The 17,513-nt window shown below is 63.7% G+C and carries 1 protein-coding gene (only partly in view); it reads left to right on the top strand.

What is annotated here, in order from left to right; genetic code table 11:
• A protein-coding gene (locus tag ACV7NQ_RS20455; protein ID WP_463361131.1) for a C2 family cysteine protease crosses the window boundary here: on the top strand, positions 1–17,513 show its 3' end. The gene continues 55,249 nt to the left of window position 1, outside the view; only the last 17,513 of its 72,762 coding nucleotides appear in the window; its start codon lies beyond the left edge, outside the window; its stop codon occupies positions 17,511–17,513.

Below are 17,513 nucleotides of genomic sequence, written 5' to 3'. Positions count from 1 at the left end.
TGGCGGAGGTCCGCAAACTGGGTTTGCTGTCGCAGCCGGCCTCTGGGGTGTCCGTGCCGGTGGTGCACCAGCCGACCGCTCTTCCCGCCGCCGATGACTGGAAACCCAGCCAGCACGGCGACCGCGAGGATCCCCTGACTGCCTCTCTGGCCCTGGCGGCGGGTGTTGAGCCCCAGGACCTCCGGGACGCCGTGGCGGACTGGCTGTACGCTCACTTCGCCTACTACCTCGGCCTCATCACCACCGCTGACCTCGACGCCCGGCAAGCCGCTGAAGACACCCGCCGCCAGCAATTCCTCACTACCTACTCCTCACACGACGACCTCGACGTATACACCGAGGAAAGAAACCGCGCCGACGCGTTCGACACCGCACTGGCCACCGAACGCGCCGCCCTGCTGCGACACGAAATCCTGTCCCTGCGCGCGGGACACACCACCGGTGTATCCCTGCTCGGACACCAAGGCCTCGCTCTCATACTCCCCGTCGTGGCCCGGCTCCTGCCGGTCAATCTCGTCGCCGTCCACGCCGACGGCAGCCACCACCAACTCATCCACGCACCCGACCAGCCAGTCATTTACCTGCAACCGGACCCCGACCACGACGGCGGCTACCTGACGGCGATCGCCCAGCAACCGCCCGCGGGCTTCTCCACCCCCGGCGACAACACCCCGATCCCAGCGCTCGGGCAGCCCAGCAAGTCGATCAACACCTGCGCGCCACGCACACTACGACGCGCCGCCCAACTCCTCCGCGACCACGGCACCACCATCATCCGACCGCCGGCCACCGAGCCCGGGCTGGCCGGCACAAGCGGCACCGATTTCCGGACCTACGCCGGCGACGTCGAACTACAACCGGTCAACGACCACGCCACCATCGCCGGCTACCTGCGCTACCACCCCGGCCTCGGCATCGGATCGGTCGCCATCCTCGCCGACACCCACACCCCAGACCACTACGGTGTCGGCGCGCACTCCAGCCTCTTCTACAACCTGGACCACAACACCTGGTTCTACGACTCAATCACCGACACAGACCGACTCTGGGACGAAAAAATCCCCGCCGGCATCACCGCCACCGCCGTCACCTTCTACAACCCACACGGCAACCCACTCCGCATCCCCGACCTCCCCATCATCGACCACAACACCCTCCACAACACCCGCTTCGGCACAACCGGCCCCACCCGACAGCACGAGCCCACACCCGATTCCGCCAGTCCACCACCAGAATCCAGCCACCCCGCCGACCGCAGCGATGCGGCGGATGCGCCGCTGCCGTCCGATGACCCGCCGTCGTATCGCGGCGTTGTCGCCGACGGATCACCTCCACACCCCGCGACGGTCACGGTGGGTTCGGTCGCCGACCGGGTCATGGAAATGTCCCATTTCGTCGAGGAGCTGTCCCGCAACGACCTCAACAGCAACACCGTCATACATTTCCGTGACGGCGACTCGGTCCGGACGGCCGTCATGAACGCCGACGGTGATTTCGAGATTCGTGATCCCGGATCCGATCCGGTCGCGCACCCACGAGTCGTGCCACGGTCGGAATTCGGTGATTTCATTCAGGAGCGCGGGGCGACGTCCGTCAAGATCACGCTTCCCACGCCGGAATTGTGGAGCGAGGCCTTCGAGGGTTTGTTCGAAATGTTCCACTATCTCCTCACTGACGGTGACCCCGTGGAGCTGCAGAAGAAGGTGGCTGCCTACATCAAGGGCAACAAAAAGTACTTCGCGCGACTCATCACAGACGATTCTCTGGAATCGGACCCCAACTTCGAGTCGTCTAGGCTGGATTATCAGAATGACATTCTGGATAAGCATATTTCGATGCTGGAAAACCAGTACGACCCCAATTTGGGACATCGGGTCGTAGGTCTGCAGAATACGGATTTCACGTTGGTGGCGGCGTCCGAGGCCTTCCGCATGAATTTCATCACCGCGGAATCGGTAAGTATTTTGAACACCCGATCGGCGCCGATCTACTTCGTGCGCAAGACCAAGAAGGGCGACGACTACGAGGTCGGAATCAACGCCGACGACACCGTGTTCTCGGTCATGCCACCGAAGTTCCGGCCCGCACCGGAGTGGCTCGCCGGTGAAACCGGGCCGCGACCCGCCGGTGACGCCCTGCCCGAATACATGGTCCGCGCGGCGGCTCTGGCCGATCTCGCTTCCGCGGCCTTCGCACCGCGTACCCTACCCAGGCCCGCCGCGCCGCGATTGACCCATCGGACCGCCGCGGACGTCCTGGCAGCGAATCCGAATGCCGAAGTAGAAGAAATGGAACCCTCGCGTTTCGAAGACCTGTTCGAGCGCAATGATTTTCTGAGCGGAACCACAATTTTCGCGACCAGCCGGACCGTCCCGATAGAAGCTACGGTCATGCTGGACAATATTCGCGTGCAGGGCGTGAGCGCGGACGGAGAAAGCCGGGTCCACAAAATTGTCACCCCCGCCGAATTTTTGCGCGAGATCGATGCCGAATCGGTTTCCGTGATACGACCCGCGCCCGCAGGCTGGTTCCCGGCCCCCGGCGACAACGATCCATTCAGCATCATCGCTCATATATTTAATTACTCGACACCGCAACAGGCCCGCGAGAAGACAGTCGATGCACTGAAGCGAGACATCGAACGATACTCGCCCTGGTTCGACAGCGACCGGCAGGACTTTATAAACATGCAGTCGCTCGCGAGGAGGCGCGAGGAGGTGCTCACGATCTACGGTGACGATTATTCCGACGAGACACTCCGCGCGGCGGAGGAGGAGCTCGACGTAATACTGAAGGCGATTAAAGATATTCGGGCAGAGGATTTGCTGTCGTATCTCACAGCCGTGCGCGACGGCGCGAGCCTTGCAAACCTCAACGGCCGATATCGGGACACCCAGCATAATTTCATGCTGGTCGCCGCGGCCGACGCGCACAGCCTCAAACTCGTCATCACGGACCCGGATGGACTGGTCACCACTCCTGGGATCACCGATCCCGATTCCGATGGCTGGCCGACCATATCCTTGAAGCAATTCGAGGACGGTCATTACGAAATGGGCGCCACCACCGAGGGTGGATTGTTCAGCGCCGCGAGACCGGCTCGGTATAGAGCCGAGAGATGGCCTTGGGACAATGTTGTTTCGAAAGCCGATATTCCATCGAAGTTCACCGAACTCCTGGTAGGCCCGCACAAGCCTGTGCTTTCGGAGATCACCATCAACCGCTCGTCTATGGCAAACAATAGGCTGATGGGGTTCGACACGACGTTGCGCGGGAGGCTTTCCGCGGAACAAGCTGCCAGATTCGACGCGGCGACAGCCTCACAGCCCGCTCTCGCGTCGGTTCATTACATGGATGAATTGGAGCGTGAAACGCATCGATTGTTCATGGACGAGGAAGGCCTGTTGCATCGAGCGTTCGACGGTTCGCTATACCATGCACCCATGATGGCGCTATTCGTCATGGACGAATTCGGGAACATGTACGCCATTGAGAAGCTGGCCTTGTGGAATGGGATTATTCGTCACTCTTCATTCTTCGGAGACCAAACGATCACTGCCGCCGCATACGTCCGTATAAACCTCGGAAAACTCACGGGATGGAATGACCTGGTCGAGGACTACGGGCCGGTGTCGGCAAGCAATGATCTGGCACTCGGACTGCTGCATGCTCGCGGCATCAAGTTTTACTACTTCAGCAGGAACGGCGGCGCGCCCGATCCCACCATCTCCAGATATCCGGCAGGGCAATCCGCCGAGGCGAAAGCCGCATTAAAGCACGTTGAGTGGATGCTTGCCGCCACACGACCGCGTGTATCCGCGACATTGCGCGGAGGAGTAGGAAACCGCAGCACCGAACACGGCGGCGACGGCCCACCCGGCAACGACGGATCAGTCCCCCACCGTGGCAGGCCGAGCCCCGACCACTCCTCCACGCCCAACGCGCAAGGCGACCCGGTCACCCCCTCCGCCGAGCTTCCCGACGGCCGCGTCACCGAAACCATCCGCCACAACGACGACGGCGCCTACCTGGTCACCTACCAGCGAGCCGACGGCAGCAGCACCGAAATCCATGACGCACCTGACGGTCTCCGCACCGTCACCATCCGTGATCCTGAGGGTATCCGTACGGTCGCACGTTATCTCGATCTCTATCTCGCCGACGGTACCGATACGGTGACACGCCAGCACGCCGATGGCAGCAACACGGAAATCCGTAATTACCTCGGTGGCGCCCGTACGGTTACCCGCCATTTCACCGACGCCTATATCCACCTCATCACCGAAATCATTGAGCATCCCGACGGCCGCGTCACGGAAACCATCCGCCATCCCGACGGCACGAGCACGGAGATTGTCAGCCACACCAACGGTCTGGTCAAGATCACCGACCGCCTGCCCGACGGCATCAACACGGTTGCCTACCGGCAAGCCGACAGCCGTACCGTGGAAATCCTTCATGGCCCCGGCGGTATCCGCGCGATCGCCTACCGTCAGGCCAATGGCCTTCGTTCGGTTACCCATTATCACCGTGACGGTAGCCACACGGCTATCGATCATGGGGTTGGAAACGTTTTGGTTGACCGCCATTATTCTGACGGTAGCCGTTTGGTTGCCTACCATTATCCTGATGGCCGCCGTACGGTTAACCACTATCATCCTGACGATCCGGCTGCCATTCCGGCTCGACCGATGACGCCGCCACAGGATCGACTGTCACCCCGGGAAATGATGATGTTCAATCTCATTGCCCGGGGCTACGACAGCGACGAAGATATCGCCAGGGTCCTTCGTGCCAACGGGTTTCCCACCGCCACCGAGCAATTGGTGCGCGAAACTATGCGAAATGCACGCCGGAAGGTCTTGCCTCAGGACACAATGATGTCCAATGCTGAGGTCTTCGTCCTCGCGCTGCGGCCGTGGCAGCAACATAATGATGCCGGCTTGCAGCTGCTGGATGACGACACCCTCGCCGCACTCCCGCAACCCGTGTTACCGGTACGACTGGACAGCCTCGACACGAGGATTCTTCACTACGCCGCCAGGGGCTACACCAGCTACCAGCACATCGCCGAACTCCTTCGTGTCGACGGACTCCTTCGTGTCGACGGACGTGGAAATGTGTCCGGGGATCAGGTACGCGATCGGATGCTCACGGTGCACACGCGTCTCGGCCTTCCCCGTAGCGAGGGCGTGCACACCGTCCAGCTCAGTGCCGTCGCTGTCGCCAGGGCACGACAGCTCGGCTTGCTCGATGAAGACGCGATCACCGCTCTCCCGGCCCCGCCCCCCGCCCTGCCTCCGGGCACACTGCCACCCGGGGTGACGATGGCGCTCGAATTCTCCGACCTGGGTTACTCCCATCGAGATATCGCCATTCTCCTTCGTGACAACGGTTTCCCTGGACATACCGTGGATTTAGTGACGGAAGATCTGCGCTTTATATACAGTCACCACTACCTCCACACCGGGCGCTATATCGGCAACCAGCCACCCGACGACGCGGCCGCGCCTCCCAGCATCCGCGCGATGGACCTGTTGCGGCGCCAGGGCCTGCTGGTCGGCCAGGACTGGTACCGCCGCGGAGACTACATCCATGTTCTCCAGCTGCGCGCCGGCGCGCAGCAGGAGCTGGGCCAGGCCCGTCGACCGGGCGAGCTGCTCGCCTTGTTGGGTGACAACGGTAACCGCGAGATCGCGCGACAGAGGAACGAGCTCAAGCGCGATTGGGACGCGCACGCCCTCCTCAAACATGAGCTGTCCGGGTACTGGATGGTCGGGGGTGAGCTGGTTGGCACGCCCAGGGCGGTCATGGAAGCCGTGAACCTGGCTATGGACGAGCATGAGCGCAATCTTCGGGAGTGGGAGCGTCAGATGGGCCGGGGCATGATCCGGCGGCCGCTGCCGGTCCCGGACCCCGCCGGCGCTACGCCACCGGGACTGCCGCGTGGGAGTGCGGGGGCCAGGCGGTCCCCGCAGGAGAGGGCGGACTGGTGGTCCCAACACGGCCGAACATGGTGGGACACCGCGAATTTCGCGGACTGGCCGGTCGAGGAGCAGTTGCGCCTGCTCACCGATTTCCCGGACCTGCGTAACAGTGAAGGCATTCCCGCACCGGTACGAGATCAGCTGAACCGCACCTACCTCCAACTCGTGAAGCGCGCTGTACCGGGCGCCGTTGCCCTGGCCGAGCCCGTCGCACGTCGTCATTGGTTCGAGGAGGTCTCGGGGCTATACGGGAACATACTCACCGCGGACATCGAGATGGCGGTCAACTTCGAGCAGTCCGGTCCTACCGCCTCCCGGGTGCATCTGCTGTCCTTCGAGCACGACCACCAGGGGCGCCATCGTGAGGTCATCGGGTTCGGGCCCGTGGACAAAGCCCGGACGGTGCACTGGCGTGTAGCCGATGCCGCACCCGCGGGAACAAGCGCGATAGAGAACTCGATCCAGATGCAACGAGAGTTGATGGTGGCAGCGCGCAGGCACCAACGACATACCCCAGGACGACCCGACTACGCGACGGTGTTTTCCGCAGGGCACGACACTCTCCGACTCCCCCGCGATCCCCCTCCCGCACACAACGCTCCCCACCGTTCGTGGCTGCGTCGTGTGTTGCCCGGCTCGCACCGCCCCGATCGGCTCGCTGCGGCGACTCGGCTCGCTGCGGCGATCTCGGCGTTCGTCGACGCACGCCGGTCGAGGGCCGGCTCTGTGGGTCTGGCACGAATCGAGGTGTTCGCACCCCGATCGATCGCGCAATCCGCGGCACAGCAGGTGGATCCACACGTCGTGCACATGCACGACCAGGACGGAATCCCCCTCACCGGTACCCGCGGCCCACCCGGCAACGACGGATCACTCCCCCACCCCGGCGGGCCGAATCCCGCCGGCTCCCAGACCCGCGCCGATTCCCAGCCCCGCACGAGCTCCCGGCTCGGCAGGCTGCGCCGCCGCATCGGCTCACATCCGCGCGCGGAAAAGATCGACACATTCCTCATGACCGACTTCGTCCGGAAATTCTCCCGGACCGTCCAGGAGGAAATCTCCGGGGTCCGCTACCCGGCCGGCACGACCATACATTTCCCACCCGCCGACGACGACTGGCTGGGGATGACCGCTGAGTTCACCGACGGGGACGTGCAACTCACAAACAACACGGGCACCCTCTCGGCGGTGAGTGTCACCGACTTCTGGAAAGGTCTCCACGACAAGGGCTGGGGCGACAACCTTCAGATAACGGTGACGCAACCAGCCATCGCAGGCACACACGCCAGCCGGGTCTGGGAAACCCCCCACTTCCTGGGCGCGGTATACCGCAACGACTTCACCACCGGAACCACCATCACCTGGCGTGACGCGACCGCAACGACAATAGCGGTCCTGCGAGCCGACGGCAGTTTCGCCGTCCAAAACAACATCGGCCTCAACGTCGTGGAACTACGAGCCCAATTCGCGCGCCGCCTCGAAACCGAGCGTGTCGACGCTGTCGAAATCACGCTACCCACACCCACCCAATGGCATCCGATCCCCCCGCGCCTGGATGCGTTCCTGCGCGCCCTGACCCCCGGAGCCAACCCGACGCAGTTGACACAGTTATGGGACGGCGTGGCCGACTTACTCGCCTGGAACTTCGAGCACTTCGCGACGTTGATCACCAACGACACTATCGACAACATGACCGGTGACCACACTGCCACGAACCCGGCCTCCGAACGGCAGGTACTGGAGGAAAAGCGTAAAGCGCTGAGCACCGAAATAGAGTCACTGCGCAACCCCGCATTGCGCGACCCCACCGGACACAGCGACAACCGGATGATCGGATCCCCAGCCCTGAAATTCTGGCTGCTGCCAGCCCTCATACACCTGGGATACAACCCCACCATGCTGGACCCGGGCCAACTCAGAACCGACTACATCCTGAACCCCGGAAAACCACATATCTTCCTGCGGCAAGGAGAAAACGGTTATGAGATCGGCACCACCACACAAACCATCGACTCCACCACAGAAAAAGCCCTGCTCACCACCACACAACCCACCTCCCCCCATATCGGCATCGAACCCGACACCGGCGCGCACGTCTCACTGACCGACGACCAGTTTGATGTGCTCGCCCTCATGGAACAGATGGAGCACATGGCACCGAACGACACTATTAGCCAGACGGCCGCCCACCTCAACAAAACCAAGAAACAAGTCGACCATCTCAGGGAAGAAATCTTCAAAATCCTGAACGTGAACCCGAGCACTCCGCAGCGTGCCGTGAAGCGGGCCCGTGAACTATGGTTGCTGACACCACCGGCACCCGGCGAACCGGACATCGTGCATATCGCGCGCGATCGCGACACCCGCAAGGAGGTGGAACTGACACAACTTCAGTACAAAGTACTCACCTACCTCTCGGACAACCCCGACCACAGCTACACCCAGGCAGCCGCAAATCTGGGGATGCTCAATGAGCAGGGGGAGCCGAGCGAGCCAGCCATCAACGGCGTAATGGCAAATGTATCAAGCACGCTGAACGTTCATAGACGACAGGAGGCTGTGGACAAGGCCCGCAGGATGGGATTGATACGTCAACCGGCACCCGGTCCGTCCGGTACACAACCGGGCATACGGTCCGCCCGTATTGATCCGGCCGGCAGTAGTGGCGAGCCGGTTGCCTGGCGGCGGGGTCCACCAGGCGACGGCACCGCCCAGTTCCAACACCAGCCCGCAACCGCGAGCCAGCACAACCCACCACCACAGGACAACAACTGCGGGCAACTCGCCTTAGACGACGTCACCCTCCTGACCGGCAGAATCCCCCCCGCTAAGCAAGACCCGCCAGGCCTAGAAGGCTGGACAGCCCACACCCTCCAAAAAGCAGACGACGGAACACTGCACTACTTCCACCGCCATACCGAGATCGCCGAACTCCTACGCAACCTGGGCCACCGCGCCACCGCACTCGTCGTCGACAGCTACCACGGCCCCACCAACAAATACGGCATCGGCGCACACGCCTACACCATCACCAACCGCCACGGCACCATCCTCGTCCGCGACAACAGCACCAACCCCCACACCGAAATACCCTTCGAATTCTTCACACCAGGCCCCGTCCGCACCACCCACGCCATCATCCACACCCCCACCGGCCAGGAACACCCCCTTCCCGACAACACCAAAACACACCCCCTACCCACCGCCGGCATCGGCGCACCCGGGGGCCAAGCGGGCGACCCGATGGGCTTCGAGTTCGACCCTCCCGCCGCTGATCTTTCTGTTCCTGATGCGGCCGGAAACAAAGTAGCCGGACCCGACATCCTCGCTCCGGCCGGCATCCCACCGTGGACACCACGGACCCGCATCAGCGCACCCCCGCACCAACAGCTCACCTACGACCTGCACCGGATGGATCTCGACCCACCCGATCCAACCGATCTCGATCGCGGGGTCGCCCTCGAGCAATTCCTGGGGCAATTCTCCGGGACCGTCTTCGCCGACGGCACCGTATTGGGGATCATCGCCCGCGACGAGAGCCATGAGGGCAGGGGGTTGACCGCGCAATTCACCGCCGGGGGTGTGCAGACCATCCAACGGGGAAACGCTGAGGAATTCCGCCGTCAGGACGGCATCCCGAGTGAAAACATCGGTCTGCTCAGTGTAGGCGACTTCTGGAAAACTCTCCCAATCCTGGCCGTCCAAGAGCCGGGGGGCAACGGTGGCTACAAGATCCACGTGCTTCCCCCGGTCGGGGAGTCTATCAACCGGATCTGGGCAACCTCGGACTTTCCGAGCGTGGCCCGTGGTTTGACCATCGGCAGCACCCTCACCTGGACCAGCGGTGGGGACACCGATCAGCCCGGCGCGGCCGGACCAACAATAATCGCGGTTGCCCGGGGCAATGGATTCTTCGATATCGCCCTGCGCGACACCGGCGACCAGCAGCCATCCCCGATAGCAACCGAATCCGTGACCGAACTCGAGAACCGCCTCGCGGGAATCGCTACCGTCACCACCAGCGTGCGGGCCACCAGCACACAAGACCAACCCCCCACCCCCACCGCCCCCGACCTGATAATCATCGACGAGACCAACCGGGTAACCATCGAACAGCGCCGGGCGGTCCCGGATCCGATGCAGGTATCCGGCGATCGTGCCTGGCAGCCGGTGGATGAGGCCTTGGACGAGCCTGCGGCGGTCATCGCGCCGTGGTCGGAAGCCGGCGATCACGGTGCGGGTTTCTCCCCGGGGCCGGCGGTGGCGGACTTTGCTTTGCCGGAGTTCGCCGGTGGATTGTCCGGGGCTGTTTTCCCGCCCGGGACGACCATAGATATCCGGCCCCCGGGGCGGAGGGAAGCCCTCGGGTCCGATGATGAGTTCGTGTGGTCGGTGAGGATTGCCGGTGATCCGGGCGACCGCAGCGACAGCCGGCACGAGGTGCCCGCCGGTGATTTCTGGACGACCCTGTCCGGCCGGAACCTGGACGCGGACTCTCGTGTGATCCTCACCCAGCCCGCGTTCACCGCCACCGCCACGGACCGTGTTCACCGGACCAGTGAATTCCTGGACCGGGCCACCGGCAATGATCTGCTTACCGGAACCGCGGTCACCTGGCGCGATACCGCCACCGGAACCCAGACAACGGCGATCGTGTATGCCGGTGGTTCTTTCCACGGGTATCGAACCGTGGTGGGGCACCCGACCGAGTGGATCCAGCCCATGACACTGGCTCAACTCCGAGCACACCTGGCATCCCCGCACGTCAACACTGTCACGATCACCCAGCCCGCTGCCCCGGACTGGCATGGATTCTCCACCGGCCGGAACTCGCTGGTGCACATGCTGGACTACGGTCTCATGGGCACGTGGCCCGATGGTTCGGTACCTGTGTTGCAGGGGGATCTGCTCGAGCATCTGACTCGTCACCGGCAGTGGTATGCGCGTGCTATCGCCGGCACCGGCACCGTTGCCGACAGGCTTGCCGTGATCGATCGCCTGATAGAGGCAATACGCGGGGGGCAGGACTTCCACGATGCCCGGCTCGAGGGATACGAGCATGTGGAGTTGTTATTGCTGCTCGTATCCCGGTACTGGGGGGTGAATGTTGTCCTGTTCGATGGCCCGTCACGGATCGAGTACGTTACCGCACCGGCCAGGCCGTATCTTTTCCTGAAACGATCACCCGAGGCCGGCGGATACAAAATCGGCGTCATCAGGAAAGGCGACGCATTCGCCCCGTTCACCGCTGCCCGGCCCGACAGCCCGATAACCGAGCACAGGCAGTACCAGATACTCGCCGATATCACCCACGGGAAAAACAACGCCGAGATAACCAAACGCCTCCGAATATCCGCAAAGAGCGTGAGGAATGCACTCGACGCTTTTGGACTGACGGATCCGGGCAACGGGGTCGATCGAGACAGAGCCCGATTGGTTTCTGTGGCGCGGGCCCGCACGCGCGGGCACCTGCCTGCGCGTGCGGTGCCCGGTGACCGGGACTACGGCACTCATGTGGCGTTCGATGCTACTGGCCGGGCCATGGACCTGATCGATAGCCAGCTGCGGGTACTCGCCCTCTACGCGCAGCTCGGGAACACTGCCGCGATGGCGCAATGGGCACGCCGGAACCCCACCTTCGGGTTCGTGAAGTACCCGTCCGAATTAACGCAAATCCTGAACATTGCGGCCAGCAGGCTGGGTGTGGCCACGTGGGCAGAGGCGGTCGAGGTGGTTCGCGGGCTGGGGTGGTTGCCCACGCGGCCGGTGGCCGGTTCGGCCGATGCCCCGAGGTCGGTTATTGCCGCGCAGGGTGTATCGTCACCCCGCGGTGGCTCGAATCTCGAGGTGACACGCCCCGTCGGCGTCGTGGCGGGCTCGGACGGCAGTGCAGTATATGTGCCTGTCGACACCAGTTTCATGGAAATGGATCTGGACCCACCCGCCACCGCATCCAGGTTCGAGGCCGACGGTGGGTATTCTCTGCCTGCGGTAATCAGCGATGAACTTCCGTTCCAGCAATTCGTCGGATTGTCCGGAACCGTGTTCCCGGCCGGTACGACAATAGACTTCCAGAACCCGGAATGGATAGTAGAAGACGGACTCGGCAGTGAGTTCGCTTGGTCCGTGCGGATCACCGACGATCTCGAGGACAACAGTCAGGACGATGGCCGCGCCCGGGTCCGTGCCAGTGAATTCTGGGACGTCCTCGCCTATAACTTGGAACTGCACGACGCCTGTACCGTCGTCATCACCCGACCGGGGGTCAGCGGAAACAGTGACCGAAACGCACCGGCCGTTGCGGGATCACAACCCCACCCCGCCGGTGGACGCCGTGGCCGGATCGGTCACGCACTACCAGCCGATACCTTCACGCACCCCGGCCTGCATCCACAGCGCAACACAGCAACAATTCAGCACTCCGCCGTCGCGCGCCCGACATCCGACGGCAGCCACACCCTCGGCAACGACCGAACCGTCGACTACGGCATACCACACGGCACAAACCCACGCCCCAACAACTGCGGCCCGCTGGGTGCCGGTTCTGATGGCAGTGCCTCTGGTGCTCGGGTCTCGCTCCGCGGAGGCGGCGGACAGCACGACGGATCACACGGTGAGACCACCACCGGGCGTGTGTTCCCTCCTGTGGCTATCGGCGCGCATCCTTTCGGGGACGACCCCGGCAGCCCTGTTCGAGAGCCTGCCCGGTCCGTCACCCCCGGCCGGACCGGCGACGGTACCGCACCGCACACCACCACTACTGGCACCACACCACACATCCCTATCACCGACACGCCTGCCAACAACTGCGTCCACCGCGTGGTCGAGGTCCACTACGAACACACCGGTAACCCCAACCTCACCACCGGCCACCTCACCATCGGCCTCGAAGGCAACACCCACCGGCAACTCGAACAAGCCCACGGCCCCACCGCCCGCCTCTACACCGTCGGAGACCACAACACCATCGCCGACACCCTCAAAAACTTCTTCGGTCCCGGCTACAGCGCCACCGCCGTGGAGAACTACAAAATCGTCGAACTCGGCATCGGCGCCCACGCCTACCCCGTCACCAACACCAACGACAACAACCCCGCCACCACCCCCACCAACGACAAACTCATCGTCGAAGACCGCGCACTGGACATAACAGGCTCCTTCCCCCCACGACCACTCCGGGAAATCTCGAGCATCGAGGTCATCTACCTCGACCCCGCAGGCAACCCCGCAACACCCCCCCGGCACAACCACACCCCCACCCCCACCACCGCCGGGCGCATCGGCGTGGGCGGCCGCAACGGGTCCGAGTCCATCGGCGACGACCCGATGGATATCGACGGGTCCGAGTCCATCGGCGACGACTCGATGGATACCGACGGGTCCGAGTCCATCGGCGACGACTCGATGGATACCGACGGGTCCGAAAACACCGGCCCCACACCTGCGTTCGAGCCCGAGGGCGGCGACACCTACTTCGGCGACGACCTGCTGAAGCAACTGATGAAACCGAAGAAATTCGAACTGCCCAGCGACTCCGATCACCCGGACCTGAGGCGGACCCGCTTCGACGACCCCCGGCTCGCACGCCCCGGACCGCTCCCCGCCAACCAGCTGAAAAACCTCAGCCCCGAGGACAGGGATGAGTTACTGCCGGCACCGGCCGTCCCGATCACCTTGCCCCACCAGAAGTTGCCCGACGGACGGGACGCTGTGGTCCTGGTCGACGAGACGGGCCCGCACTATCTACCCCTCTCGGGCATCAGAACAGCGATACGCACCGACCCGCCTTACGGACGGCCGTTCTACACCATCCGGCATCCGGAGGACGGAAAAACCGAGGACATCCCCGTCGATCTGGCGGAGGTCGAGGGCTTCGATTTCAAGCCCGGCATCGACGGCCGATCCGGCACGTTGAGCTGGAGCATGCCGAAAGGCGGAGTCCATTTCCTCGGCCACACAGAGGCGGGGGATACGAGTGTGGTCTCCGTATCGCCCGAAAATCTGTTGATAGCACGGGCTGGGGACACGTCCGAGACTCTGTTGGTAGCCCAGCCCGGGGACTCGCCACAGGTGTGGGTAAAGAATCCCGGTGACAGGCAGTGGGTCGCCATCAATGCCCCTCCCAGCGTCATGCCGAAGCTGCCCACGCTCGTCCCGCGCCGCGACACACCCCTGTTCAGGCTGGATGAACACGGCAGACCACAGCTCCCCAGACCGCACGAAGCACGCCAGCGCCGGGCGCCTAACTGTGCCCTGGTCGCGTTGATGAAGCAGCTGGCGGAGAACGAACCCGGATCGATCGTCGAGGCGCTGCACGACCACGGCGACGGCACCGCCAGCGTCCGCTTCATAATCGACGACGTCCCTGAATGGGTCCGTGTCGAAAAGAGCATCTACGTCGCACCGGGCACCGAACGAGGCTATTTCATCGATCACGAACCCGGAGAACCGCTGTGGGCCGCCATGATCGAAAAGGCCTACGCGGTCAAATTCGGCGCCGGCAACGGCTACCAGTTCTACGGACTCTACGCCGCGTTGTTCGTCAAGAATTTCTATCAGAGGAACGAGGACGCAATACAACAACCTGCCCGCAGCGTCGGCGTCAAGAATCTGCTGCTTCCGCTCCGGTTCGACCCCGACACAGTCGATGCCCTGCTGCACGCCGCACTGCCGAAGGGATCCCCGATCGACCCCGCGTTCTCGCGCCGGTTCGCCGATACCGCCGAACACTGGTACGAACAGCAAGAAGAGCTGTTGGAACCAGCCTGGGACCGTCTCGTCATGGAGTATCCGGACGATGAGGTCACCAGGAATGCCAAGTGGCCCGAAATCGTGAAAACCCACGATCTGAACGCGGTCCAGGATTTCCGCAAATATTTGAACGACCAGTTCCCAGGAAAGTGGCAAGCCGAGAAGAACGCTCTCGCAGACTACTACCAGGACGTATACGGCGGCGAGCCCGGAGATCGCCTACTGCCGGAAAGATACCGGGTCGCGGCCGAGGTTTTCGCCACCCAAATCGACTACGCCCTCACACGTCACACCGTGGTGTTGCTGACAACCCACGAGTTCGAGGAGACCTCGGTGCCCGGTTTGCCGGGCAACCATACCTTGGCCGTCCACGCGGTCGAATACGACCGCGACACAGGCAAACCTATGCGACTGCTCCTGGAGAACCCGTGGGACGACCAGGATTTCGAACCCATCAGCTATCCCACCCCGCTGGACGGTATGGAATACCGCCTGATCCCTGCCCGAGGCGACTTCATCAGTGATTGGACCGATGACGCGGGCACCCGGTTCGTCACGGCCAGGGACGGAACCGAATACATCGCCGTTTCGGACGGCACCCAGGATCGCCTCGATCCGGTTCCGGATGACCCGGATGCCTCAGAAGAAGATCGCCCGCTGTACCAACTCACGACCAAGGGAAAGCGGTACTTCCGGAGCCCCGACGGCACGCAGTACTGGGCGGACGGCGAGGGCACCGTGACCTGGGAGACGCCCGACAAGACCGAGTATCTAAGGACCCCCGAACCGACCGAGCAGGGCCAGTACTTCATCAAGAGACCCGGCGAAACAGACTGGTCCGCCTACCACCTGGGCCACACCACATGGCAGGACCCGACCATTCCACGCCGCGGTGGACTCATCGCGGTCGACCTCGCGCACGTGCCGAAATTCGAGTCCGTGGCGATGAGCGGCCCCGGCGCACGCGGCCTGTTCGGGCCAGCCCCCGAGGAGTCCGGCACGCTCGGCGTCTCGCCCCACGCGCCCAGCCCCCCGCTGGGCCGCAGTGGCCGCCCCCGCCCGACAGACATCCCCGAGGCCCCCGCCGACCGGCCCGCGTCGCCATCACACGCCGACCACACCGCGTTCTTGCGGACCGCCGCAGGCCCCAGCACCGTACCGGCGGCACATCAGGAGCCCGCTCACTCGTCCGGCCCGACCGAGCCGATGTCCTGGGAACTGTTGCCGGACACCGGCAATAAGGCGCTCGAGGCGTTGTCCATTCTGTACGGTTACCCGACCGCGCGCGAGGCGCGTGATGCGCTCATCAACCGGCTGCAGGAGACTTTCGACACCAGTGCCCATGCGTTCATCACTCCCCGGATAGGCCAGGTCCGCCGGACTGAACATATCCGGCGCCGCGACGTCGACGCCGACCATAGGGGCGGGAAACTCACACCCGAGCAGTGGGTGGCGGAAACGACCCGTCGCCAGCAATTCGAGCAGCATGTCGGCCAATTCCAGCGGACCGAACTCCGGAGCTTCATCGACTTTCTCCGCAACCACCAGAAGGCCACCGACCAGCTGTCGGGTCTTCTACTGCCCACCGCCGCCCGGGTGCTCGAGCTCAATCTCATTGCACTGCAGCCGAATCGCGCGCGCATTGTGCTCCAGTACAACGAGTCCGACGCACCGTTCAGGCTGCTGTACATGCCCCTCCAGAATCCGGCACACACGCGGGTGGCGATGGCCGCCGACGGCACCGGCTTCACCCTCCCTCCGGCGGACCTGCACACCCCCGCAGCCTTCACGCCTCCGCCGGGTCACGCCGCACTGCCAGCCGTGCCGACCGGGGCGGACCACCAGGGGCCCGGCATCGGCCACATCAACATCGACGGCATCCGGGTATTCGACACCGACGCAGCAGGTCTGCACTTCGGCGAGACAATGCTGAACCGCTGGCCCGAACTAACATCCGCACAACAGCACGCGGTGTGGGGCTACGACGCCAGCCCCACCCCCAACCGCGCTCTACGATTCGGCGATGACCATGTGCAGGAAGAGCTCGTCAAGGCCGCCGCCGACAGCGCATCCCTGAAGCTGCTCACCGCACTGACCAAGTCGGAAAATCCGTCGCTGGCCGAGCTCGCACCGATGTACCGAGGCGGGGAAACAGCCCTGCACCAAGCAATTCCGGATCCGGAACGGGCAACCGCCACCTGGCAGGTCCTCCACAAGATCTTCGAAAGCCCAGCCCCGGACCTCGCACTGAGTGCTGTGATCAGCAACCACGAGACCGCGCAGCGACACCACCGCATATTCCAGACAAACCTCGGCCTGCCGGTGCACGTCGACTCCATCCACCACCAGATCGCCCTGATGGACCAGGCCACCCGCCGACCGGTGCCGATCACCGAACCGATCCGTCTCGTCCGCGGCCTGTTCGAGATCACCTTCCTGCTTGCCACGGACGGAAACCCCCTGGGTGACAGGGACCCCGCACTTCTGGTGGGCGCCGTACAAACCGAGGTCGGTTACCTGTCCACCTCGGTCAGCCGCAACCCGGTCACCATGCCGAGCGGCAAACAATTCACCGCCCGCCTCGACCTCACCGCGCCCGTCGGAACCCACGGCCTCTGGATCGGACTACGCAGCGCGGTACCCAAGGGCACCGAACTCCTCCTGGCGCGACTTACCCGATACCGCATCACCGCGGTGTACCGCCATCCGGAAACAGGCCTCCTCCTCCTCGACGCCGACATACTCCCCGTACAACACCTCTCAACCGGCAACTAG

The organism is Nocardia sp. Tas62D01 (assembly GCF_055232035.1).
The sequence above is the reverse complement of the archived record's forward strand: the minus strand, read 5'-3'. Positions and strand labels throughout refer to the sequence as shown.